General features: G+C 64.7%; 20 protein-coding genes, 3 tRNA genes and 1 other RNA gene. 13 read left to right on the forward strand and 11 right to left on the reverse strand.

Annotated features, from left to right (window positions below):
• Positions 1 to 429 precede the first annotated feature (429 nt).
• Both Q8P38_04610 and Q8P38_04615 read left to right on the forward strand, forming a co-directional pair.
• On the forward strand, positions 430 to 1,488 hold the full coding sequence (locus tag Q8P38_04610; protein MDP4013884.1) for an FkbM family methyltransferase: 1,059 nt from the start codon (positions 430 to 432) through the stop codon (positions 1,486 to 1,488).
• A gap of 320 nt (positions 1,489 to 1,808) precedes the next feature.
• The gene (locus tag Q8P38_04615; protein ID MDP4013885.1) at positions 1,809 to 4,304 is read left to right on the forward strand and encodes a glycosyltransferase; all 2,496 of its coding nucleotides are present in this window, start codon (positions 1,809 to 1,811) and stop codon (positions 4,302 to 4,304) included.
• A gap of 37 nt (positions 4,305 to 4,341) precedes the next feature.
• Here Q8P38_04615 and Q8P38_04620 read toward each other — a convergent pair whose 3' ends face one another.
• The 8 genes from Q8P38_04620 to Q8P38_04655 form a co-directional block, all read right to left on the reverse strand.
• On the reverse strand, positions 4,342 to 5,658 hold the full coding sequence (locus tag Q8P38_04620; GenBank protein ID MDP4013886.1) for a glycosyltransferase: 1,317 nt from the start codon (positions 5,656 to 5,658) through the stop codon (positions 4,342 to 4,344).
• Between the two features lie 145 nt (positions 5,659 to 5,803).
• Positions 5,804 to 6,349, reverse strand: a complete 546-nt coding sequence (locus tag Q8P38_04625) for a hypothetical protein (GenBank protein ID MDP4013887.1) — start codon at positions 6,347 to 6,349, stop codon at positions 5,804 to 5,806.
• A complete protein-coding gene (locus Q8P38_04630; protein ID MDP4013888.1) occupies positions 6,346 to 7,563 on the reverse strand; it encodes a glycosyltransferase in 1,218 nt (405 codons plus the stop codon). Before Q8P38_04630 ends, Q8P38_04625 begins: the two co-directional genes overlap by 4 nt.
• Complete coding sequence (locus tag Q8P38_04635) at positions 7,550 to 8,854, reverse strand: glycosyltransferase (protein ID MDP4013889.1); 1,305 nt, start codon at positions 8,852 to 8,854, stop codon at positions 7,550 to 7,552. The genes Q8P38_04630 and Q8P38_04635 overlap by 14 nt, the downstream gene beginning before the upstream one ends.
• 145 nt (positions 8,855 to 8,999) lie before the next feature.
• A complete protein-coding gene (locus Q8P38_04640; GenBank protein MDP4013890.1) occupies positions 9,000 to 9,992 on the reverse strand; it encodes a Gfo/Idh/MocA family oxidoreductase in 993 nt (330 codons plus the stop codon).
• The gene (locus Q8P38_04645) at positions 9,992 to 11,062 is read right to left on the reverse strand and encodes a DegT/DnrJ/EryC1/StrS family aminotransferase (GenBank protein MDP4013891.1); all 1,071 of its coding nucleotides are present in this window, start codon (positions 11,060 to 11,062) and stop codon (positions 9,992 to 9,994) included. The genes Q8P38_04640 and Q8P38_04645 overlap by 1 nt, the downstream gene beginning before the upstream one ends.
• A complete protein-coding gene (locus tag Q8P38_04650; GenBank protein ID MDP4013892.1) occupies positions 11,059 to 11,655 on the reverse strand; it encodes an acyltransferase in 597 nt (198 codons plus the stop codon). Before Q8P38_04650 ends, Q8P38_04645 begins: the two co-directional genes overlap by 4 nt.
• Before the next feature lie 40 nt (positions 11,656 to 11,695).
• Positions 11,696 to 12,526, reverse strand: a complete 831-nt coding sequence (locus Q8P38_04655) for an ROK family protein (protein MDP4013893.1) — start codon at positions 12,524 to 12,526, stop codon at positions 11,696 to 11,698.
• Positions 12,527 to 12,640: 114 nt separating this feature from the next.
• Between Q8P38_04655 and Q8P38_04660 the strand changes: the two genes are divergently transcribed.
• The 6 genes from Q8P38_04660 to Q8P38_04685 all read left to right on the forward strand — a co-directional run bounded on the left by Q8P38_04660 (position 12,641) and on the right by Q8P38_04685 (position 16,816).
• Entirely contained in the window at positions 12,641 to 13,822 is a 1,182-nt protein-coding gene (locus Q8P38_04660) for an NAD(P) transhydrogenase subunit alpha (protein MDP4013894.1), read from the forward strand.
• 1 nt (position 13,823) lies between these two features.
• The gene (locus Q8P38_04665; GenBank protein ID MDP4013895.1) at positions 13,824 to 14,186 is read left to right on the forward strand and encodes an NAD(P) transhydrogenase subunit alpha; all 363 of its coding nucleotides are present in this window, start codon (positions 13,824 to 13,826) and stop codon (positions 14,184 to 14,186) included.
• Entirely contained in the window at positions 14,183 to 15,565 is a 1,383-nt protein-coding gene (locus Q8P38_04670; GenBank protein ID MDP4013896.1) for an NAD(P)(+) transhydrogenase (Re/Si-specific) subunit beta, read from the forward strand. Before Q8P38_04665 ends, Q8P38_04670 begins: the two co-directional genes overlap by 4 nt.
• A gap of 111 nt (positions 15,566 to 15,676) precedes the next feature.
• On the forward strand, positions 15,677 to 16,162 hold the full coding sequence (locus tag Q8P38_04675) for a tRNA adenosine deaminase-associated protein (protein MDP4013897.1): 486 nt from the start codon (positions 15,677 to 15,679) through the stop codon (positions 16,160 to 16,162).
• Positions 16,163 to 16,193: 31 nt separating this feature from the next.
• Entirely contained in the window at positions 16,194 to 16,634 is a 441-nt protein-coding gene (locus Q8P38_04680) for a nucleoside deaminase (GenBank protein MDP4013898.1), read from the forward strand.
• A gap of 95 nt (positions 16,635 to 16,729) precedes the next feature.
• Positions 16,730 to 16,816 (forward strand) — tRNA-Ser (locus Q8P38_04685).
• A 76-nt stretch (positions 16,817 to 16,892) separates the two neighbouring features.
• On the opposite strand, the gene Q8P38_04690 is transcribed toward Q8P38_04685, so the two are convergent.
• A tRNA-Ser gene (locus Q8P38_04690) sits at positions 16,893 to 16,978 on the reverse strand.
• Between the two features lie 152 nt (positions 16,979 to 17,130).
• Here Q8P38_04690 and ffs point away from each other — a divergent pair.
• The 5 genes from ffs (at position 17,131) to Q8P38_04715 (ending at position 22,185) form a co-directional block, all read left to right on the forward strand.
• Positions 17,131 to 17,227: signal recognition particle sRNA small type (ffs, locus tag Q8P38_04695), an RNA gene on the forward strand.
• A gap of 43 nt (positions 17,228 to 17,270) precedes the next feature.
• Positions 17,271 to 19,064, forward strand: a complete 1,794-nt coding sequence (dnaX, locus tag Q8P38_04700) for a DNA polymerase III subunit gamma/tau (GenBank protein ID MDP4013899.1) — start codon at positions 17,271 to 17,273, stop codon at positions 19,062 to 19,064.
• A complete protein-coding gene (gene recR / locus Q8P38_04705) occupies positions 19,064 to 19,657 on the forward strand; it encodes a recombination mediator RecR (protein MDP4013900.1) in 594 nt (197 codons plus the stop codon). The genes dnaX and recR overlap by 1 nt, the downstream gene beginning before the upstream one ends.
• 186 nt (positions 19,658 to 19,843) lie before the next feature.
• Complete coding sequence (locus tag Q8P38_04710; GenBank protein ID MDP4013901.1) at positions 19,844 to 21,112, forward strand: aspartate kinase; 1,269 nt, start codon at positions 19,844 to 19,846, stop codon at positions 21,110 to 21,112.
• Between the two features lie 8 nt (positions 21,113 to 21,120).
• The gene (locus Q8P38_04715; protein ID MDP4013902.1) at positions 21,121 to 22,185 is read left to right on the forward strand and encodes an aspartate-semialdehyde dehydrogenase; all 1,065 of its coding nucleotides are present in this window, start codon (positions 21,121 to 21,123) and stop codon (positions 22,183 to 22,185) included.
• A 19-nt stretch (positions 22,186 to 22,204) separates the two neighbouring features.
• Here the strand turns inward: Q8P38_04715 and Q8P38_04720 are convergent.
• Both Q8P38_04720 and Q8P38_04725 read right to left on the reverse strand, forming a co-directional pair.
• Positions 22,205 to 22,278, reverse strand: a tRNA-Pro gene (locus Q8P38_04720).
• 27 nt (positions 22,279 to 22,305) lie between these two features.
• Positions 22,306 to 22,654: hypothetical protein (locus tag Q8P38_04725; protein MDP4013903.1), on the reverse strand; the 349-nt coding region annotated here is incomplete at its 5' end.

Here is a 22,654-nt window from a genome sequence, read left to right on the forward strand (position 1 = left end):
GACAGCCATCGGAGCCAGCTTCACGAACTGCGGACGCGCCCCAACCACGCTGATGACTCGCAAACCGCCTCCTGCCATCCGGGCTTGGACAGTCTACAAACCGGCGCCGCCGCTCCAGGCTCCGCGACGCCGCGTGAGGTAGCTTCGGATGGTCAATAGCGCTCGAGGATCTGCGGGGAGGTGCCTTGCCACACGTCATGGCCCCCCGGGGCGATCGGAGATTCCAGGGTCTTGAAGCGCACCCAGATTAGCTCGGCCCAAGGCGTACCAACGGCGCTGTTCCATGACATCTCATCCGGTGGGGGGCGATTCTGCCGGTCCGCGAGCATTGGTTAGCCTGGCGGGTCAGACGATTTGCGTGAGGGGCGAGATGCTGGGATCGAGAGTTGCGGCCGACGGCGAGCCGACGCGCGCGGCGGTGCTTCGCCGATGCTGACAGCGTTTCGACGGCTCGCCGTGTCGGCGTCGGGGCTGCGGAGGCGAGGAGGACAGGAACCAGGCGAGAAGCTGAATGGCCAGCCGACGCGTCGTAAACCTGCCGACAAGCTCGCCGCATCCAAGGTGGACGTTCGGAAACTTCGTCGGCGGCTCGCGCCGTTGGAGTCCATGTTGCAGCCGATCGCGAGCGTCGAGGGTCGTGGCCGAGCGAGTGGCGTGCTGCGCTACCGGCTGCAGTTGCCGCTCCCGCCCCCAGGGTCCGGGAGCCCGGAGCGTCTTTGGCTTCCAGAGCTGGTACTGCAGACGCACGCCAAGACCTACATTCCGCGGATACTGATCGAGAAGGGCCTGGCCCGCTACGAAGATCCGGCGCTGATCCATTTCATGTCTGTCTTGGATGAGGCCGGGGATGGGGCCTTTCTGGACATCGGCGCGAACATTGGACCTTATGCACTCCTGTGTGCCGCCCTCAACGGGCGGACAACCGTCGCGTTCGAGCCGACCCCCGAATTGGCTGTACTGCTTAGGGGAAGTGCGCTCGACAATGGTCTCGACATTCGGGTCGAATCGCTTGCCATTGGAGAAGCTGATGGACAGGCTTCGCTGCACCTGTCCGACGTGACCGACACATCATCATCGCTGAATCCCTCGTGGCGGCGCAGCCGCGCGAGTCTTTCGGTTCCCGTTCTGAGCGTCGACAGCTACTGCGCGCGCACCGACACGGTACCTGCCGTCTTGAAGATCGATACCGAGACCACGGAACCGGACGTTCTCAGGGGAGCGGTTGGCACGGTTGAGCGCCACCGCCCCTGGATCCTCTGCGAGGTTCTCGCTAGCCGCGGGAACGCTGGCGAGAAGGTCCAGGAAGTGGTTGCGGACTGGGGGTACACGTACTACCACTTGGCCCCAGACGCCGGGCTGATCGAGCGACCCGAGATTATTGGTGACCCGGAACACTTCATGTGGCTCCTGGCCCCCCGGCGACTCGATGAGTCGTACAGGAGCCGGTTCGAGGCCTGGCAGAGGGCCTTCGCGCAGACACAGCGCTAGATCGGCGAGGTTCGACTGACGCCTCTGTCGGTTGGCTCGAGGCCCAGGTCCCTGAGGGTTCCATCACAGGTGGCAACCGACTAGCACGGGCCTGCCCGGATGGCTCCGCGCCCAGTTGTCTGTGGCACGTAGTGACACCTCATCGGCGGCAACGATCCTCTTCCCCGGCCAGGTTCGCCTGACGGCACACCGCAGTCTACCGGCTGCCTGGGTACAGTGACTGCGGGCGATGCCGAAGATCGGACGTGGTTGTTGTGGCGGATCCAACTTTTCGCCGGACCTTGAAAAGGGTTGCCGCAAGCGCAGGTCGACCTCTAGTAGTGCATCTCGTCGAGAACAGCGTGGTCGTGGATTCCAGGGTTCTGAAGTGCGCCCAAGTGAGCCACAGCCAAGGCTTCCCGACGGTGATCCTGGGAGTGGGTCAGGGCCGCGACGCGATCACCTACGACGGAATCCCAGTTCTCAGGGTGCCCGTACTGACGCGCTTCAGAGATGTGGCGGCCGCTGCGGACCGCGCGCGTCGCCTCCGAGCCGACACCTTGGATGAGTGGTTCGCCTCACAAGAGTCAGCGGTTCTGAGCCCAGATCCGGCCACCCAACGACGCTGGTTCGGGCTCCGTCCCCGAAGCAGCCAGCCCGCCGCCAGAGTGACCCCTCCCCCAGCGGCCCAATCTGATGTGATCAGTCCTTGGTGGGTGCGCCTCCCGCACGTGGTCGACCACGAACTGGCATGGAACTCCGTTCTGCGCGTCCTGCGCCCGGACTTCATCCACGCCCATGACGTATTGCCCCTTCCAATCGCGGCCCACTACGCAGCTGCCCGGCGGAACCTGGGCGAACGAGTATGGGTGCTGTATGACGCGCATGAATGGCTCGCGGGGAAGGCTGCGGATTCTCCCGGAACGACTGCGAACACTCCAAGCGCCTGGGAATCCTTCTATGAGATTGAGCGGATCTACATCGCCTCCGCCGACGCTGTGATCACGGTCAGTGAACGGATGGCAGACCTGATCGCCGCAGATCACAGCCTTGGAGCGCGGCCGCGAGTAGTGCTCAATGCGCCGCCCCGCTCGCCTGACCCAGTGCCGTCATTGCGGGACGTCATCAAGGTCCCTGAAGCACCACTGATGGTCTACTCGGGGGCAACTGTGGCCAATCGCGCGATCGACACAGTCGTCGACGCTCTTCCTGGGCTGCCTGGGGTTCACCTCGCATTGGTCGTCGGGGCCCGAAGCCAAACCCTCGTCGGCGTACTGGCGAGGGCGCGGGAACTCCGCGTCGAGAATCGTATTCACTTGGCTGGCTACGTTCGCCCACAAGATGTGGTCGAGTACCTGCGCTCGGCAGATGTCGGCCTGATCCCACGCAAGTCACTCACGAGCCTTGACATGTCGCTACCTACGAAGCTGCGCGAGTACTTGGTGGCTGGGTTGCCGATCGTCGCCAGTGACAATCGCGAGATGGCCGACTTCATCGCCCGCACCGGAGTCGGTGAGGTCTTCCCCTCCGAGGATGTCGCCGGTTTCGTGGCCGCCGTGCGGGAAGTCCTCGCAGACCCTGCTGGATACCGGTCCGGGATCACTCAACAGCTCAAGGCCGAGCTCGAGTGGGATACCCAGGTACCTGTTCTGCGGGGCGTCTACAGCGAGATGTTGTCTGCGGCTCAGGCCGACGAAGGCGCAGGGGAAGCTCTCCCCCACCCCGGCGTAGCCGGGCAGGTGGTACCCCCAGAGCTGAGTGAGGTTTCCGAGCAGGTCCCCGATATCGCGAAACTCAGACGAGCAGGCGTTCACGTCGCCATCGGATCGGACAACCACGCGGGGCAGGCGTTCGCCTGGGCCGAGGCAGTCACGCGGAACCTGGGTGTCCCGGTAACTACGTTCGGTCGGCGCGCTCCCGTCCCGTCCAGACTGCCGCACTCATTCAGGATCTTCTCCGGTCGAGGAATCGGACAACGGGCTGGGTTCCTCCTTGATGTGCCGAGCCATGTGCTCGTCAATGGATTCCAGCCACTGTTCGGCCCATTGTTCGGTGCCGATCTGCGTGCTGAACTCCCGCGTCTACAGGAGTTGGGGTTTCGAGTTGCGCTCGCCGCCCACAGCAACGAGATCCGTGACCCGAAACGCCACATGGACCGGATCGAATTCTCGTACTTTCGCGATGCACCCGCAGACACAGTTGCTGAGCTCACGGGGGTGAGCGGTCGAAACCGAAGCCTCGCCGCCGAGGTCGATCTGCCGGTGTTCGTGAGTACCCCCGACCTGCTGCTGGACCTCCCCACTGCCTGTTGGCTGCCGCTGACCATCAACGTCCGCTCCTGGAAGGCCCAAGAACCGGCACTTCACCGGGACGTTCCCGTCGTTGTGCACCTCCCGAGCGTGTCAACGCCGCAGATCGAGGGCACTGCGGTCATTGACCAAGTCCTGCGTAATCTGGCGCGACTGGGGAGAATCGAGTACCGCCGCCCGAAGGTCGAGTCCCAGAGGGGCGTCAGGAAGCTAGTTGCCAATGCTGACATCGTCGTCGATCAAATTTTCTCGGGATCCTACGGGGTTCCAGCGATCAGAGCGATGGCCGCCGGCCGCCTGGTCGTTGGGTATGTAGCTGACGACGTCCGGTCCCTGATGCCTGAGCCGCCGCCCATCGTCGACGCAACGGCATCGAGATTCGCGACGGCGATGGAGCGGATCCTCTCGGATCGGGAGAACTTCCGGGGCCTGGCTGCCTCGGGGCCAACCTTCGCCTCGAAATGGCACGACGGGCGAGCGGCTGCAACAGCGTTGGATCCGTTCGTTTCGCTCCCGGCCTTGCGGTAGGCACATGACCACCAACCGGGGCGGTCCGGCCGATACCTTACGCGTCCAGCCTACTTCGCGACCGGACACGCTGAAACATCCCTTTCGCTCGGCGAAGCACTTTCGGCGAATGACCGGCCGTCGCGGCCTCCCGAGGCTTCGAGTGCAACTCGGCGCTCTGAACAGCGGACAAGTCTTTCCGGGTGCGAACTGAGGACTCGACAGCTACCTGAAGAGCGTCCGCTATCGCTGGGTCGTTGGCCTCCCAACAATACTCGCGTCTGATATCGGTCCTCATCGAGCGAGGGTGACGTGATGCAGCGACCTCAATGGCTCTTGCCAAGTCCGCGGGATCGCCATCTTGGAACACTCCCCCAAAGCCGTTGGAAACCAGGAATTCGCCTACAGAGGTCCCTGCGGGAGCGACCATGGGCATGTCAGCTGCGAGGCTTTCATATAGCTTGTTGGGCCGAGCGCACTTCAGATTCAAGGAGCGCTCCGGAGAGTAGAGGGCGCAGCTAACGTCCGCATCACGGATGTAGTCACTCACTTGAGCGGACGGCACGCTACCGAGTAAGTGCAGTCGGCTGCCGACACCGAGCTCCGCGGCCTTCCCGCGAAGGTCTGCTCCCATCGCTGCGGATATCGCACCGACGAAGGCGAAATGTAGGTTCGGTAGGTGACTGAGTGCTGCAACTCCTAGCCCAGGCTCGCGGTTCTCCACCACGCTGCCGACGTGCACAGCGACTAGAGCATCGTCAGCGACTCCAAGCGAGGATCGAAGCCGCCGCCGTGGGTACGGCTCCGGTCCGTCGGCCAGATTGGGGATCACCCGCATGTTCTCCACTCCGAACGCTGAGTACAAGGGGAGGAAGTCAGGCGTGACTACAAGGACAGCGTCAGCCTGTGGGATGAAATCCGACGCCAATGCTCGCCAAACTGATCGAAATACCTCCGGAACATAGTCCAGTTCATAGCCGATCTCATGGGAATCAAAGACCAACGGGAGGCCAGCCGCCTCCGCTGCCCACACCCCGGCCGGCAAGGCATTCAAGTCAGCTGCCCACACGACATCCACGTCACACTCGAGGATTCCCAAGGCGGCAGACACCCACCACCGATGGAGTCTGAGCGGGTTGTGACGAGGATCTTGCAGCGGATGCGGAATTCCACGAATCGCTTCAGAGACCAGACGGGCACTAGTGCTCTTGGAGCGACGAGTCAGCCTCTTGGTGAGGCTGTTCACCGGATCCCAATGCACGACCGGGACCGGCACAACACGGACCGCGCCGTTGTTGCCGGGCCAGCCCTGAGGGCCAGATTGATGAACGACGGCATGTACCTGGTGGCCCTGCCGAGTGAATGAACCGATCATCCGATCTGTACGAGGGCTCGGCTGCGGATACTCGACGATTCCGATTCTCACAGCGCTACTCTCTCAGAGCCAAGGCGCGACGGCGGGCGGGGGCTGGGCGCATCCAGACGATCCTCGCCACTACGAGCCGATGCCTCGGGTCGATCTAGTCCACGATCGGATCGACGCCAAGTTCCCGGAGTGTAGCGGTCACGCCCCGCGCGACCAGAACTGTCCTGCCAGGATGGCGCCGCCCCCATCTGTCCGCAGCGGGAACAGACGCCTCATTGGCCGCAACGACCGCGTCGACGTCAGGGATCGAGTTCTCACCCAAGCAGCGCATGGCCGACGACGCCAACAGCAGGGGGCGTGCCGTCAATTCGACCCTGTCGACAACCGCTTGTCCACCTCGGGAGCCGCGCCGCACTACCCCACCGAGCAGCCCGAACCGGTAGACCTCAGCGCCTCGCCGCAAGACCATTGCCAGTTGATGGCGAAGACGCTCCCAGGGGTGTTCCTGAAGGTAGTCCGCAAGCAACTCAATCCGGACCGCACGATCGAGGGCGACTTCCCGGGGCAGCATCCAGGTCGTCGGCACGTTGCACAACAGGGTCGTTTCGACACCGGCAGCAGCGAGTGCGTTCGCCAACTCAACCGTCCGCGCTCGTCGTGGCCCGAAGTTCATGATCAAGACCGACTTGGGTGGTGTCATGGTTTCCATCCCACCCTGGTGTAGACATCAACGAGTCGCTCTGCGATCGATGCCGGGGAGTATCGGCGGGAGCACTCGGCCGCGGCCAAGGCAGGCTGAAGCGTCGCGAGACGGTCTTGTAGTTGGCTCGCGCTGTGGGCCACCATCTCGGCATCGATATCAACGTCCAGAATCATCCCCGCGATCGGCTCCAGTTCTGAATCCAGGATCTCCTCGGGACCGCCCGATCGAGTGGCGATCACCGGGGTCCCGCATCCCAGGGCTTCGGCAACTACTACCCCGAACGTTTCACGACTGCTCAGGTGCACCAGCAGGTCGCTGTCCCGAATCACGCGAATGGCATCTTCCGGTGGCAGCCCTCCGAGGAACTCGACCCGGTCACCGATCGCGAGGTCCGTTGCCTTGCGGACTAGCCCGTCGGCCAGCTCCCCAGAACCCACGAAGGTCAGTGTGGCGTCCGGATGCGCCCGGCCGAAGACCTCGAATGCTTTCATCACCAGCTCAGGGCGTTTGCGCTCGATCAGGGCGCCGACACAGATCCAACGGCGCAGTGATTCCGGTGGCGTCTCTCTCGGGACGACTCCGGGCAGGGCGACCACATTGGGCAGAACCTCCATGTGATCGGCCCAGGGCATTCGACCTAGGATGTCTCGTCGCAGGCTTTCTCCGACGGTGATAAACACGTCGGCACGGAGCAGGGATTGCGCGTACACCGCCCGACCGACGGGCCTGCGCAGGATTCGCTGAATCCGCGAGTAATGCTCGGTTATCACAACCGGCGTCCGCGTCGGCGCCAGCCCGGCGACAGCGAATCCAGACAACGCGCCGACGTGTGCATGGACGAGTCGCCCCCAACCGCCGAGGCACCGCACCGCAGTTGCGGTCGCGTCCCGATGCAGCCGTGCCAACTCGGCGACGGGAACGCCGGACCGGCGAGGGACCGGGATCCGCACCAGTCGGGCTCCGCCGCCGAACGGGTCGCTCGTGGGACCCCAGTTGGCTCCGTTCCGTTCCAGCCATGCACGCCAGCGAGGCCGCAGCGGGCCGAAACGGGGCTTCGCCCCCAGAAGATCGCGCTCCTGCGTGTGTATGACGTCAACTTGGTATCCGGCGTCGGTCAGGGCCGCGACCTGCGACGCGACGAAGGCCCCTCCGAACGGGTGCTCGGGAGTCGGGTACCAGGGGGTGACGATGGTGAGATCAGCCGCAACCACGAGCGATCTCCCTCAGATCAGCCTCGAATGGCAGGATCGCCGACTCACGCGTGTACCCAGACGCCACGGCGGCTGCCCGGCGCCGCATCTCGGAAGTCAGGTTTGTGCGCGCGTTCGCCGCGCGCCGGAAGGCGTCCGCCACGTCCGACGCAGCCTGCGATGCCGCCGGGAACCACAAGGGATATTGGCGAAGCTCCTCGGCCGCCGCCAGGTTCGGGTCATGAATGGACACAATCGGCAGGCCGGTCGCCATGTACTCGTAGACTTTGCCCCCGGTAACGAACCTGCCGCCTCCCACTGCGAACACGAGCACATCGGCGTCCGCGTAGACCTTGCCGATGAGTGGCCGGGGCACCGGCCCGTGGTACTGGACTTGCCGGCCAGATCCCGACATCGCCTCGTCAACGACTCTGCGCTGCGTCGGGGTGAATCCCAGGTGGCCGTACAGGTCCAAAGTCCATCCCGCGGCGGCAGCGGAGCCTTCTGTCGCGGCCGACCATCCCCCGAACAACGACTCCAGTGGCATGGCATCGGTGAGCGTTCCCAGAAACCGGAAGCTGAGCACTCCGTCGCGGGTCGGCGCGTCATGGTTGAGGTCAGCGAGGAACTCCGGATCCCACCCATTGCGGACCACAGTCATCCTGTCGGCCGACTCCGGGTACCGCCTCGAATACTCATCGCGCAAGCCCTCGTTCACGTGCAGAACCCGTGCGGCTCCATGAATCGCCCAGCGTTCGGCCCTCATCGGCATGGACCTGGGGGCGAAGTTGTCGCGCTCGGTGAAGCTGTTGAAGGTCCACGGGTCGCGGTAGTCGATAACGTAAGGGCGGCGAATCACCTCGGCAGCCATCCGGGCGGCAATGAACCCGGAGAAAGGGTTGCCCGTAGCCAGGATCACATCTACCGGGGACCGCCTATGGATCTTCAGGATCTCGCGAAAAGCGGTGGGCACCCACGCCGAGTATCTCTCCCCCGTCGTCTTCCAAACCAACTTCTGCCTAGCCTTCGACCACAACTCCGGAAAACGCCGGTGCGTCCAGCTCATCCGCCGCAGATCCGTAGCCCAAACCCCCGTGTCGAACTCCGGTCGATGGATTGCCACTTCCGGCCGCACCGTGTCCTGGCTGAGCTCGTCAATTCCGGACGAAGCGTTCACTAAATAGTCGATCGGGGCGGTCACGACTGAGACCCGCCAACCGCGATCGGCTAGAACATTGGCGAATGCCCGCGGGCGGTGAGCGCCACTGGCCCGGCTGGGGGGGAAGAACAGCGCCAGGTATACGACGTGCATTTCCCTCCTCACGGCAACCCAGGAGGCCGAGCCATGACCCCTTCTAGCCCCATCACTGTAGGCGCGGGCTGAAGCAATCTCCTACTGCGGCACGCCAGACCCCGCCCCGCTCGGCGGGATCTGAGCCGCCTCCTCGAACTGCGGTTCAGCCCCTGACCGCCACCGTCTCGCCGCTGCTCGCCGCTTCGAGGACTGACTCGGCAACCTTCACCGTCAGCAGGCCTTGTGCCAGCGACACGATCCGGCTTGGATCCCCCAGGACCGCGTCCCGGAATGCCTCGTGCTCCGTGCGTAGCGGCTCGTGCTTCGGGAAGGAGTAGCGGATCATATCGCCTTCGGTCACGCCGCGGAATCCAGCGATCTGCGACCACTCCGTGGGCACGACGCCGTTGGCGTAGAAGGTCAGGTCCGCCGACAACGTGTCTGCCACGAAGGCGCCCTTGACCCCGGTGATCGTCGTGAGCCGTTCCTTCAGAGGAGACAACCAGTTGACCAGGTGGTTCGCCACGGTACCGTCGCGCAGAGTCCCGGTTATCGCCACGAGATCCTCGTGCGGTCTTCCGGAGCGGTGCGCGGCGCGAGCCGAGACCGATTCGTACGGCTGCTGGGTCACCCAGGCGGTCAGGTCGATGTCATGGGTTCCCAAGTCCTTGACAACGCCGACATCGGAGATGCGCGATGGGAACGGTCCAACCCGCCGCGTCGACACCTGATACACGTCACCCAGATCCCCATTGGCCAACCGTGTCCGCGCTTGCTGGAGCGCCGGGTTGTATCGCTCAATGTGACCAACTCCGCCGACCAATCCAGCGCCTGCGAAAGCGGCAGCGATCTCGCTGGCCTCCTCGGCAGTGGAAGCCAGCGGTTTCTCAATCAGCGCGCAAATACCGGCCTGGGCGAGTTGGAGGGCGACCTCGTGGTGGAACGCCGTCGGAACCGATACGACGCAGTAGTCGACACCCGCTGAGATGACCGCGTCCACGTCGGGCAGCAGCGACAGATCCCCACAAACGTTGTGTGGATCTCCACCCGCATCCGCGATGGCCACGAGCTCCACGCCATCCAGGGAGCGCAAGACGCGAGCGTGGTGGCGCCCCATCATGCCGATCCCGATCAACCCCGCCCGGAGCCGCGCCATCAGGAGCCTCCCCCCACCACTGCGTTGACACCGGCTGCGACTCGCTCCAGATCCGCCTGGCTGAGCGCTGGGTGAACAGGCAGCGAAACCACCTCAGAAGCTGCCTTCGCGGTCTGCGGCAAGTCAAGATCAAGGCCGAACGACTCAAGTGAGTGAACCGGCACCGGGTAGTACACGCCGCTGCCAACGCCCTGCTCGGCCAAAGCCGCCACGAAGTCGTCCCGATCGCGAACGCGAATCGTGTACTGGTGATAGACGTGTACCGCCCCAGGGGCCGCAGAGGGAGTCGCGACTCCGGACAGGTTCCGGTCAAGGAAGGCCGCGTTCGCCTGCCTCGCCGTCGTCCAGACCGGCAACTTGCCGAGCTGGACCCGGCCGATCGCCGCATGGATGTCAGTCATCCGGTTGTTCAGCCCCACGAGTTCGTTCCGATAGCGCTGCTCCATCCCCTGATTGCGCAGCAGGCGTACCTTCCGGGCAACCTCGGGGTCCGCCGACACCACCATCCCGCCTTCGGCCGAAGTCATGTTCTTCGTCGGGTAGAACGAGAATGCCGCCGCCGTCCCGAACGCGCCGACCGGAACGCCACCAAGCGACGCGGCGTGCGCCTGGGCAGCGTCCTCGATCACGGCTAGTCCGCGCTTCTCTGCGAGGCCGACGATGGCGGGCATGTCCGCCGGATGACCGTACAGATGGACAGGCATTATGGCCGCTGTGCGGGGGCCGATCGCCGCCCTGACCGCTTCGGGATCCATGCAGAAGTAGTCGGGTTCAATGTCCACGAACACCGGCCGTGCGCCCGTCAGGGCGACGGCGTTGGCGGTGGCGGCGAACGTGAACGACGGGACGATCACCTCATCGCCCCTGCCGATGCCGAGAGCCAGAAGTGACAGGTGCAACGCGGAAGTGCCGGAATTGACTGCCACGCACTCCCGACCAGCGACGATCTCCGCGAAGGCGGCTTCGAACGCCGCCACTTCGGGGCCCTGGGCCACCATCCCGGACCGCAGAACCGCGTCAACCGCGGCCCGCTCGTCCTCGCCGATGATCGGCCTCGCTGCGGGAATCATCCGCCCACCTCCTGAAGCGCGCCATCGCGCTCAACGAACTCATCGCCCGTCACCGGACAGCGCCAATGGCCGCCATCGGCCGCTTCTAGTTTGCGCCCCGCCGGACCGACCCAAGCGATTCGACGCGCGGGCACCCCAGCCACAACCGCGAAGTCGGGCACATCCCGGGTCACGACCGCTCCAGCGGCGACCATCGCCCAGCGCCCGATTCTCACCGGCGCTACGCACACAGCCCTCGCGCCCACCGACGCCCCCTCGGCAATGTCCACGCCCACGGCCAACCAGTCATCAGCGGACTTCAGGGAGCCGTCCGGGTTCACCGCGCGCGGATACTGATCATTGGTCAAGACCGCCGCCGGTCCGATGAAGACGCCCGGACCCAACCGCGCTGGCTCGTATACCAAGGCGTAGTTCTGGATCTTGCAGTTGTCCCCCACGACGACGCCGGTGCCTATGTACGCGCCACGTCCGATCATGCAGTCGCGCCCAACCTGCGCGTCTTCGCGAATCTGCGCCAAGTGCCAAACGCTGGTTCCATCGCCGACGCTCGCGGAATCTGCCACATCGGCGGAAGCAGTAACCTTCGCAGCCATGCCTGAAGTATCACGCATCTCCGGCGACAGCCCCGACGGGCTACTCGTCAGCGACGGGCGGGTGATGCCGATGCAACTCAACATGCGGCCGGCCGCTGGCACTCATAGGCTGCCGCAGTTGCCCAACTTGCAGGTCCCAGGCCTTCACTCCCCCGATGATTCCAGCGGAGTTCGGCACAACGAGAATTGACCCGCCCACCGCGAGAAGGTCCTCTTGCAGCACTTTGGACCCGTTTCCGCCGCCCAGGTACAGCCGATCCCATTCGAACATCGGACGAAGCCCGATTAGGACCTTCCGCACTCGCCGCGACCACGCCAGGTCACCCATCCGGTTGCGCGTAGCGTCCCCGATGTATGTGTCGTAGATCAGTCCTCGGCGAACCGGCGAACGCGACACCTCGAGATGCGGCAACAAACGACCGTCATCGAAGATGGCGCACCCAAGACCCGTGCCCAGAGTGAAGACAACCTCGAAGCCGAAGCCCGTAACCGCGCCGGCGCCGGCGACTTCCGCATCGTTCAGCACGATCGTCGGCAGTCCCAAAGTTTCCGCGATGTGCCTTTGTGCCTCGTAGTTACGCCACTCCTCGACAAGATCGGGCGCCACAGCCGTGTGCGGACCCCGTTTGGTCACGTAGTGGGGCGTCGAGATGACCCGGCCGTGGCGGATCATCCCCGGCATTCCTACGGTGGCCCGCTCGGCGCCGGGCAACTGAGCCGCTATCTGCGCGATCGTCTCGACGAAGGCGTCTGGCGGCAACGGATATGGGGTATCCACCCAGATCTGCTCGGCTGTCATCTGACCCAAGTCGTTGAGCACCGACCCTTTGATACCGGTGCCGCCGCAGTCGATTGTCAGGGTTAGGGCCACTGCCCCATCGTGCCGGAGTCGCCGCGGCAACGCGAGCGGGCCGGGTCAATGATGCGGTCGAGACGTGAGTAAGCTGCCCCAGGGCCTTACGAAGATGATCTGGAGGGGGCGATTGTGCGCCTATTCGTACCAGCGGAGACCCGCGATGGTGAGCGCCGCGTTGCTGTTGTCGCCGACGTTGTAGGCAAGCTGAGCCAACTCGGCCTCGATGTCGACGTCCAAACCGGAGCAGGATCCGCCGCACTGGCCAGCGACGATGCCTACCGGGAGGCGGGGGCTACGGTAATCGCCGACGCCGACGTCCAGTCCGCGTTTTCCCAAGCTGACATCGTCGCGACGGTCAGGCCGCTTCCCGCAGCGCAAGCATCGCTGGTGAAGTCCGGCGCGGTGTGCTTGTCCCTGCTCCAGCCGGGCCAAGACACCGAGACCATAGAGGCACTCGCCAAGCGCGGCGCCACGGCAATGTCATTCGACCTGATCCCGCGGATCTCGCGGGCGCAGTCGATGGACGCACTCACCTCCCAAGCCCTGGTCACTGGCTACCGCGCAACCCTGGTGGGAGCGGAGCTACTGCCGAAGTTCTTCCCGCTGTTCATGACCGCGGCGGGGACGATCCCTCCCGCGAAGGTCCTGGTCCTGGGAGCAGGCGTCGCCGGCTTGCAGGCGATCGCGACCGCCAAGAGGCTGGGCGCGAAAGTGTCCGCTTATGACGTTCGTCCAGCCAGTGCCGATGAGGTCAAGTCGATGGGCGGGACCTTCATCAACCTCGATCTTGAGACCGCGGCCGGCACTGGCGGATACGCCAAGGAGATGTCCCAGGACCGGGCCGCACGCCAGCAGGAGCTCCTGACGCCATACGTGGCCGGTTCCGACGTCGTGATCACCACGGCTGCCGTGCCCGGAAGGCGAGCGCCCTTGTTGCTGACCGAGCAGATGGTCGCCACGATGCGTCCTGGATCGGTTGTCATCGACCTAGCGAGCGAAAGCGGCGGCAACGTCGCCGGCTCCAAGCCCGGCGAGACGACCGACATCGGCGGCGTTCGGGTTTGGGGCGCGAAGGATGTGGCGAGTGACATGCCCGCGCATGCCTCCCGCATGTACGCGATGAATGTTCTGGCTGTGCTCGAACTCATCGTGTCGGAGGGTGCGTTGAACTTGGACCCCGAAGATGAAGTCGTCGCAGGGTCCGCCGTAGTCCTTGAAGGGGAAGTCGAGAATCCGGTGGCCCGCGAAGCGCTTGGCTTGCCGGAGAAGCCACCGGCCGAAGACGCAGCACCAGGCGTAGGAGGGAACTGAATTGACCACGGCGACAACTGTCCTGGCGTCCTCAGGAGGTGACGTCAGCGAATACAGCCAGATCGCGCTGCTGACAATCTTCATCCTGAGTATCTTCGTAGGATTCGAAGTCATCTCCAAGGTGTCCTCGATCCTCCACACCCCGCTGATGTCCGGCGCGAACGCGATTCACGGGATCGTTCTACTCGGCGCGATCTTGGTCACGGCCCCGGCGGAAGACCCGCTGACCCTCACCCTTGGGACGGTCGCGGTAGTGCTCGGCTCAATGAACCTAGTCGGCGGCTTCGTAGTCACCGACCGCATGCTCGAGATGTTCAAGAGCCGTGGCAAGGAACAAGCCAGCGCTGAGGGCGGCGACCTATGACTGAGATAATGCCGACCTGGGTTGACCTAGTAAACCTGGTAGCCGCGGTCCTGTTCATTCTCACCTTGAAGGGACTTTCGCACCCTCGAACCGCCCGCCGTGGGGTTCTTCTGGGCGCCTCCGCCGCGGTAATCGCCACCGTCGTGGTGTTCTTCGCTGGCATACCGCTTCGTAACCTGGGACTGATCCTCGCGGCGATTGTCGTCGGCAGCGTCGTCGGCGCGTATGCGGCCAGGAAAGTCAAGATGACCCAGATGCCACAAATGGTGGCACTGTTCAACGGTGTCGGTGGCGGTTCGGCCGCGCTGGTGTCGGTGATCGAGTACATGGAGAACGCCACTGAAGACAGGATCTCGCTAACCGCGACCGTGTTCACCGTGGTTGTCGGATCGACGTCGTTCACCGGTTCAATGGTCACGTTCCTGAAGCTGCAGGAACTCATCACTACGCGTCCCGTAGTGATTTTCGCCGGCAAGTACATAACGTCGCTGGTGGCAGCCGCCGTAGTTGTCGGAGCGGTCTGGCTCGTCATCGCACCTCAGACCTGGTTGCTGGTCGCGCTGCTCGCACTGTCGTTGGTGTTCGGTGTGCTGTTCGTTCTCCCGGTCGGGGGCGCGGACGTACCAATCGTCATCTCCTTGTTGAACGCGTTCACCGGGCTCGCAGTCGCGGCCAGCGGTTACGTGCTCGGCAACGTCCTGCTCATCGTCGCCGGAACCCTAGTGGGAGCAGCCGGAACGCTGCTGACCAAGCTGATGGCGGACGGCATGGGCCGCCCGATCTCCAACACGCTGTTCGGGGCGTTCAACGCGTCGGCGTCGGCAGCCGCAGGAGGCGGCGTTGCTCGGCCCGTTCGCTCGGGCACGGCGCAAGACGTCGCTATCATGCTGAGTTTCGCCAGCAAGGTGATTCTGGTCCCCGGCTACGGACTCGCCGTGGCTCAGGCTCAGGGGACGCTCCGGGAACTGGCCGATGTCCTGGCGGCCAAGGGCATCGACGTCGACTACGCGATCCACCCCGTCGCCGGCCGCATGCCGGGACACATGAACGTGTTGCTGGCCGAGGCCAATGTGCCATACGAACAGCTCAAGGAGATGGACGAGGTCAACCCCGAGTTCGGGATCGCCGATGTCGCGCTGGTCGTTGGTGCCAACGATGTGGTGAACCCAGCCGCGAAGAGCGATCCGACGGCGCCCATCTACGGAATGCCGATCCTGGACGTCCAGGCAGCCAGGCAGATCGTGTTCCTGAAGCGTTCCATGCGGCCTGGCTTCGCGGGTATCGAGAACGAGCTTTTGTTCGACCCGAAGACCACGATGCTCTTCGGCGACGCCAAGGATTCGCTGGCCAAAGTAGTCACGGCGGTGAAGTCCCTGTAGCTCGCCGCCAGTCCATCCCGATGTGATTAGCGAGTCAGCTAGCCTGCCCCACTTCCATCCGCGCGCCGTTGGTGTCAGAATTCAATGGCTTGCGACCAGTGGGGAGGGGCGATGGACGAGTCCGGTGTGGATTTCGCGTTCGTCGCGACCAGCGAGGACGGCAACTGGGTCGTGACTCAAGTACTGCCGCCCGCAGCTGACTCGTTGGACGAACTCATCTCTTGCGCGCGGCAGCGTCAGGGGGAGTTCGGTGCCCTGGCGTTCGTCTCGGTAGCCGATGAGTTCTTCGTGGCCATCCGCCTTCAGGGCTCGCGCACGCGCATTCTGCTCTCCGACGCCAACGCGATCTTCGACTGGCCCATCGCTGAGGACGCCGCGGAATTGCTTGGCCTTGAGATCGACGATGACGAAGACCTTCCGGATGTTGAACCGGCTGGAGACCTCAAGCTGTTCGCCGATCTTGGGCTATCCGCCCCCGATCTGGACCTGCTGTGCGCCGACCCGGAGCTGTATCCGTCCGAGCAGATAGGCGCCATCTCGGCCAAGCTCGGCTTTGGTGAGGACTTCAGCGATTTGTCCAGGGCCATGTCGGCCTGACGTGACTGGCCTGCCGCAAGACGATGCGTGGATGGTTCGAGCCATCGCTGAGTGCACTTCGCTCTGCGGCCCTGACGACATCCCGGTGGCAGCGCTGGTCGTGTCCGCTGAGGGCGCGCTCCTGGCGGTGGCTGGGAACCGCCGGGAAGCTGACACCGACCCAACCGCACACGCCGAAGTCCTGGCCTTGCGGGCCGCCGCGGCGCACGCCGGGTCTTGGCGCCTGCTAGGGGCGACTTTGTACGTGACGCTGGAGCCCTGCCCCATGTGCGCTGGCGCTGCCGTCAATGCGCGCGTGAGCCGCATCGTGTTCGGGGCCTGGAACCCCGACTATGGCGCGTGCGGATCAATGTGGGACCTGCCGCGCGACCGCCGTCTGTCCCACCGATGCGAGGTCCTGGGCGGCATCAGGGAGAGTGAGTGCTCTGAGCTGGTCAGGCAGTTCTTCACCCCCCGACGGGCAGGCACCTAGCGTCGGCGGGCAAGCAACCAACTTCTTGGCTCCTCTGGCGATCGACCGGCCGCCGCGAGACTCCAAAGTGCACCACCGCCTGTATCCTCACCCTTGGTGGCGTGTCCGAGCGGCCAAAGGAGCACGCCTCGAAAGCGTGTGTGGGGGCAACTCCACCGTGGGTTCGAATCCCACCGCCACCGCTGATGTGATGTCTTCCGAATATGCCCGGAATGGGGGTACCCCCTCTGGGGGAGTCGTTACCCGCCTCAGGCCCAGCGGAGGATGCGGGATTCGAACCCGCGAGGGGCAAAACCCCAACACGCTTTCCAAGCGTGCGCCATAGGCCTCTAGGCGAATCCTCCGCGCAAAGGCTACGTGAGTCCAGCCGTCTCGGCGTTCACTGGGCAGACCGGCCAGACAGCGCCCCGAGGCCGCGGGGCCGGGCAGCTGCCCACGAAGGCCGCTCAAGGCCCGGCACCCGCCGCGCCAGATCCGCGCCGGTGCGTACACTGGCTCGGACCCCTCGCGCGGCGTCACCCCGCCGAACTCCCCCAGGGCCGGAAGGCAGCAAGGGCAAGCGGGCTCTGCCGGGTGCGCGGGGGGTCGCTTCAAGCCCCAATCGCCGTCGTCGGATGCCCGGCGTAGGGTGACGCCATGTCCTTAGATCCAGCCCCCCGGTATCGCCCGGCTCTGTACAGGATCTACCGCCCGGCGCTGCTGAGCGAAGTGATCGGGCAGGAACACGTCACGGGGCCGCTCGGCCGGGCGCTGGAGTCCGGCCAGCTCCACCATGCGTTCCTGTTCAGCGGACCACGGGGTTGCGGCAAGACTTCGACGGCCAGGATCTTGGCGCGTTCGATGCTGTGCGAGCGGGGACCGACGCCTGACCCCTGCGGGGAGTGCCAGTTCTGCGTCGCACTTGCCCCGAACGGCCCTGGCTTGATCGACGTCATCGAGCTTGACGCCGCGAGCCACGGCGGAGTCGACGACACGCGCGACCTGCGCGAGCGAGCCGCCTTCGTGCCAGCTCAGGCGCGGTTCAAGGTGTACATCATCGACGAAGCCCACATGGTCACCAAAGACGGCTTCAACGCACTTCTGAAGCTCATCGAAGAGCCACCGGACCACCTCAAGTTCATCTTCGCGACCACAGAGGTGGAGAAGGTAATCCCGACGATCCGGTCGCGCACGTTCAACTACGCCTTCCGGCTCGTCTCGGACCGGGAGATCCAGGAGAACCTGGCGATGATCTGCGACGCCGAGTCGGTGGAGTACGACGCTGGAGCTCTGATGCTGATCGCCAGAGCCGGAGGCGGCAGCGTCCGAGACGCCCAGAGCATCCTCGGCCAGTTGATCGCCGGGGCCTCCGGGAAGCCGCTACTTCAGTCGGAAGTCGCCGAGCAGCTAGGCGTCACTGACGAGGCACTGCTGGACGCGGTCGTTGAATGCCTGGCTGATCAGGACGGAGCTGGGCTCTTCGCCGTGATTGACAAAGTCATCAGTTCCGGCCACGACGTGAGACGTTTCGTCACGGATCTGCTCCACCGGTTCCGGGACTTGCTGGTTCTTTGCCACGCCGGCTCCAATCCGGACTTGTTGGACGTGAGCAACGACCGTCTCGACACGTTGTCACACCAGGCAGGCCGCTTCTCACAGCAGGAGCTGTCGTGGCTATGCGATCAGGTCAACCAGGGGCTGAGCCACGTGAAGGGCAGCACTTCACCGAGGCTTCAGCTGGAGATCCTCGCGGCCAAGCTGCTGCTGCCGGCCGCGGCGGGAGATGACGCGTTGGCCTCCCGAGTCGCTACGGTCGAGCGCCGACTGGCGGCCTTGGGCAGCGGTGCCATCCACGTCACACCGGCTTCGGCGGCCCCTCCGACTGTTGCGGCTCCGCCCTCAGTAGCCCCGTCTGCGCCGTCTGCGGTGGGCCCTCCGGCTTCGGCGGCCCCACCAGCAAGGGGCGCGCGTGAGTCAGCCGGACCTCCGCCGCCACCCCGCCTCACGACCGTGCGCGAAGCCCGAACTCCCCAGGAAGAGCCAGAGCCATCCGAGGCCCCGACCGCAGCATCCTCCGCCGAACTCTCGGTTGAGTCTGTGCGGCGGATCTGGCAAGAACTCATGCAGCAAGTCGCAACCTCAAGTCGAGTTGCCGCGGCGATGTGGGAGGGCTCTGAGCCGGTGGCTATCGAGGACGGTCACCTCGTCGTGAGGGTGCCTACCGCCGGTCACGCGGCGTCGATCAGGCAGAGCAATCGGGATGGACAACTCCGGACCTTGCTGATCACGAACTTCGAGATTGACTTGGTTGTGCGAGCAGCCGCAGCAGACTCGGAGGCTGACGCCCCCGCCGACGGGGACCCTGATCTGCCAGCGTCCGACCTTGGCGGGGTGGACCTGGCCGTACGGGAGCTTGGCGCAACCAAGGTGAGCGAGACCAGGAGCCGCTGATGTACGAAGGGGCTCTGGCCGATCTCATCGAGGAACTGGGGAGATTGCCAGGCGTCGGGCCGAAGGGCGCCCAGAGGATCGCCTTCTACGTCCTGGACGCCGACCCAACTGATGTGGCTCGTCTGGCGGAAACTCTGCGCACCGTCAAGGAGCGAGTTCGGTTCTGCACGATCTGCGGCAACGTCACCGAATCGGATAGCTGCCGGATTTGCGTCGACCCTGGACGCGATCAATCCTGCCTGTGTGTCGTGGAAGAGAGCAAGGACGTTGTAGCCGTGGAGCGCACGCGCGAGTTCCACGGCAGGTACCACGTCCTGGGTGGAGCGATCAGTCCCATCGACGGTATAGGGCCCGGCGATCTGCGAATACAGGAACTTCTTCAGCGCCTAGCTGACGGGACCGTCAAAGAGGTAATCATCGCGACTGACCCAAACCTTGAGGGTGAGGCCACTGCCACATACCTCAGCCGTCTGCTGAGCGACGTAGGCGTGGCCGTGAGCCGCCTTGCCAGCGGCCTTCCAGTCGGCGGTGATCTTGAGTACGCAGACGAGATCACGCTCGGCCGAGCATTCGAGGGCCGCCGCCGCCTCTGAAGAAGCGGCCGTTCCCGCCAAACGCGACCGTTACGCAAAGAAACACTCGTTGTAACGGTCGCGTCTGTACCCAAACATTCGCCTTTGTCGGAAGCGGCCGTTTCGGCGGCGGGCGGGCGGGCGGACGCCGAAGCCCCAGGGCGGCCCTATGCTTGACGTGCTTCGCAGTTCCTTCAGGAGGGGTCAGTGGCTCTCGTCGTTCAGAAATTCGGCGGCTCCTCCGTCGGGGACGCCGAAGCCATCCGCAGAGTCGCCCGTCGGATTGTCGACACTTGCGACGCCGGCAACCAGGTCATCGTCGTGGTTTCCGCCATGGGTGACAGCACAGACGATCTCACGGACCTCGCCATGCGCGTGTCACCCAACCCACCGGGACGTGAACTCGACATGTTGCTCACGGCGGGCGAACGCATATCGATGGCACTGCTGGCCATGGCCATCCACGACAACGGGCGGGAAGCGCGCTCGTACACGGGGTCCCAGGCTGGACTGCTAACAACCTCCACGCACGGCAGGGCCCGGATCATCGACGTGACCCCAGGCAGGATTCAGAGCGCCCTCGACGACGGCGCGATACCGATCGTCGCGGGCTTCCAGGGCGTCAGCCAGGACACCAAGGACGTAACCACGCTTGGGCGGGGCGGCTCGGACACGACCGCCGTGGCACTGGCAGCGGCCTTGTCCGCGGATGTGTGCGAGATCTACACGGACGTTGACGGGGTCTTCACGGCTGACCCGCGGCTGGTCCCCAAGGCGAGGATGGTTCGCCGGATCGCATATGAGGACATGCTCGAACTAGCCGCGGTCGGCACCAAGGTCTTGCACGTGCGCTGCGTCGAGTACGCCCGCAGAGTCGGCATACCCATCCACGTAAGGTCCAGCTTCTCCAACACCTCGGGCACATGGGTTGTGCCGGACCCAACCGAAGGAGGAAAAGTGGAGCAACCCACCATCTCGGGAGTCGCCTCAGACCTGAACGAGGCCAAGATAACTGTGCTTGGCGTCGTCGATGAGCCGGGCAAGGCGGCCGGGATCTTCCAATCCGTAGCTGGCGCTCACGTGAATATCGACATGATCGTCCAGAACGTATCCGCGGCCACGACGGGACGCACGGACGTGACGTTCACGTGTGCCAAGGAAGACATCGCCAGAGCCGTCGACTCCTTGGAGGATTCGAAGCATCTCATCGGGTTCGACAGCCTTGTCAGCGACAAGGACATCGCGAAGATCTCCCTCGTAGGAGCGGGAATGCGCTCCCATCCCGGTGTTAGCGCGACGTTCTTCTCCGCGTTGGCGGATCAGGGGATCAACATCGAGATGATCTCAACCTCAGAGATCCGGATCTCCGTCGTGATTCGAGCACAGGATGCCTCGCGCGCACTGCGGGCCGTCCACACCGCCTTCGGGCTCGACGCCGAAGGCGAAGCCGTCGTATACGCCGGAACTGGACGCTGAGGAACCAGATGGCCAAACCGACTCTCGCAGTTGTAGGTGCCACCGGGGCCGTCGGCACGGTGATGCTCGAGCTTCTGTCCACCCGGCCTGACGTCTGGGGCGAGATCCGACTGATCGCCTCGCAGCGCAGCGCGGGCAAGTCGCTAACGGTTCGCGGGTCCGACGTGCGGGTCCTCGCGCTGAGTCCGGAGGTATTCGACGACGTCGACGTAGCGATGTTCGACGTCCCGGACGACGTCTCGGCCCAGTGGGCTCCGATCGCCGCAGCTCACGGAGCGGTCGTGGTCGACAACTCCGCCGCGTTCCGGATGGACCCCCGTGTGCCTCTGGTAGTGCCCGAGGTCAACGCGGCGGCAGCGAGCGACAGACCTCTGGGGATCATCGCCAACCCCAACTGCACGACGCTTTCCATGATCGTCGCGTTAGGCGTGTTGCACCGCCGCTGGGGACTCACACAGGTAATAGTCGCTTCCTACCAAGCCGCCTCCGGCGCTGGTCAAGCGGGCATCGATGAACTGCGCGCCCAAGCGTCAATCCTGGGCCTGGCGCCCCACGTCGGCGAATCGACCGGGGACGTGCGTGAAGCTCTCGCCGCGGCAGGAGCCCCCGTGTGTGTGGCGTTTCCCGCTCCATTGGCGTTCAACGTCATTCCGTGGGCGGGATCGCTGAAGGACGGCGGCTGGACGTCGGAGGAGTTGAAGGTGCGCAACGAGTCGCGCAAGATCCTCGGACTGCCGGAACTGAGAGTCTCGGCGACTTGCGTGCGTGTCCCAGTGATCACGACGCACTCGCTGGCACTCCACGCCCGGTTCGCTGAGCCCGTCGATGCGAATGTGGCCCGCGAATTGTTCGCGGCAGCCGATGGCATCGAGGTGCTGGACGATCCGCGGGCGCGCGTGTTCCCCACCCCTGCGGACGTCGTGGGTACTGACCCCACCTGGGTCGGCCGGATCCGCCAAGCGCCCGACTTCCCGGAGGCCCTGGACTTCTTCGTGTGCGGAGACAATCTGCGCAAAGGCGCAGCACTCAACACTGCCCAGATCGCCGAGCTAGTCGCAACCGAGCTCACCTGAGCGTGACTCATCGCGAGAGTCGGGGTGGCGGGATTCGAACCCACGGCCTCTTCGTCCCGAACGAAGCGCGCTACCAAGCTGCGCCACACCCCGCGCAAGCCGCATTAGCCTACTCCGAACTCACCCCCGGCGAGGAATCAGTGTCAGCAGAGTCGCCTCTGGCGGGCAGTTGAAGCGAATCGGAGCGTAAGGCGATTGGCCAATCCCGGCCGACACATGCAACCACGCATGCTGCCCGGAGCCGTCGACGGCGGAGTAGTCGCTCAAGCCCCGCGCCCGCTTCCGGCCGACGTCGCAGTTGGTCACGATGGGGCCGAGCCACGGGACGCGTAGCTGGCCGCCGTGCGTGTGTCCGGCGAGTATCAAGTCGGCCCCATCCACAACCATCTCGTCCAGCACCCTCCTGTAGGGCGCGTGGGTCACCCCGAGCCTCACGTCCACTCCGTCCGGGAACGGCCCCGCTACCAAG

This window comes from Candidatus Nanopelagicales bacterium, from assembly GCA_030700225.1.
Taxonomy (GTDB): domain Bacteria; phylum Actinomycetota; class Actinomycetes; order S36-B12.

Excerpts from the sequence above, each read along its gene's own strand:
- Q8P38_04670 (MDP4013896.1), top strand. The coding sequence starts at position 14,183 with ATGACTGAGATAATGCCGACCTGGGTTGACCTAGTAAACCTGGTAGCC.
- dnaX (MDP4013899.1), top strand. The coding sequence starts at position 17,271 with ATGTCCTTAGATCCAGCCCCCCGGTATCGCCCGGCTCTGTACAGGATC.
- recR (MDP4013900.1), top strand. The coding sequence starts at position 19,064 with ATGTACGAAGGGGCTCTGGCCGATCTCATCGAGGAACTGGGGAGATTG.
- Q8P38_04675 (MDP4013897.1), top strand. The coding sequence starts at position 15,677 with ATGGACGAGTCCGGTGTGGATTTCGCGTTCGTCGCGACCAGCGAGGAC.
- Q8P38_04715 (MDP4013902.1), top strand. The coding sequence starts at position 21,121 with ATGGCCAAACCGACTCTCGCAGTTGTAGGTGCCACCGGGGCCGTCGGC.
- Q8P38_04635 (MDP4013889.1), bottom strand. The coding sequence starts at position 8,854 with ATGCACGTCGTATACCTGGCGCTGTTCTTCCCCCCCAGCCGGGCCAGT.
- Q8P38_04610 (MDP4013884.1), top strand. The coding sequence starts at position 430 with ATGCTGACAGCGTTTCGACGGCTCGCCGTGTCGGCGTCGGGGCTGCGG.
- Q8P38_04645 (MDP4013891.1), bottom strand. The coding sequence starts at position 11,062 with ATGATTCCCGCAGCGAGGCCGATCATCGGCGAGGACGAGCGGGCCGCG.
- Q8P38_04640 (MDP4013890.1), bottom strand. The coding sequence starts at position 9,992 with ATGGCGCGGCTCCGGGCGGGGTTGATCGGGATCGGCATGATGGGGCGC.
- Q8P38_04680 (MDP4013898.1), top strand. The coding sequence starts at position 16,194 with ATGGTTCGAGCCATCGCTGAGTGCACTTCGCTCTGCGGCCCTGACGAC.
- Q8P38_04625 (MDP4013887.1), bottom strand. The coding sequence starts at position 6,349 with ATGACACCACCCAAGTCGGTCTTGATCATGAACTTCGGGCCACGACGA.
- Q8P38_04620 (MDP4013886.1), bottom strand. The coding sequence starts at position 5,658 with ATGATCGGTTCATTCACTCGGCAGGGCCACCAGGTACATGCCGTCGTT.
- Q8P38_04650 (MDP4013892.1), bottom strand. The coding sequence starts at position 11,655 with ATGGCTGCGAAGGTTACTGCTTCCGCCGATGTGGCAGATTCCGCGAGC.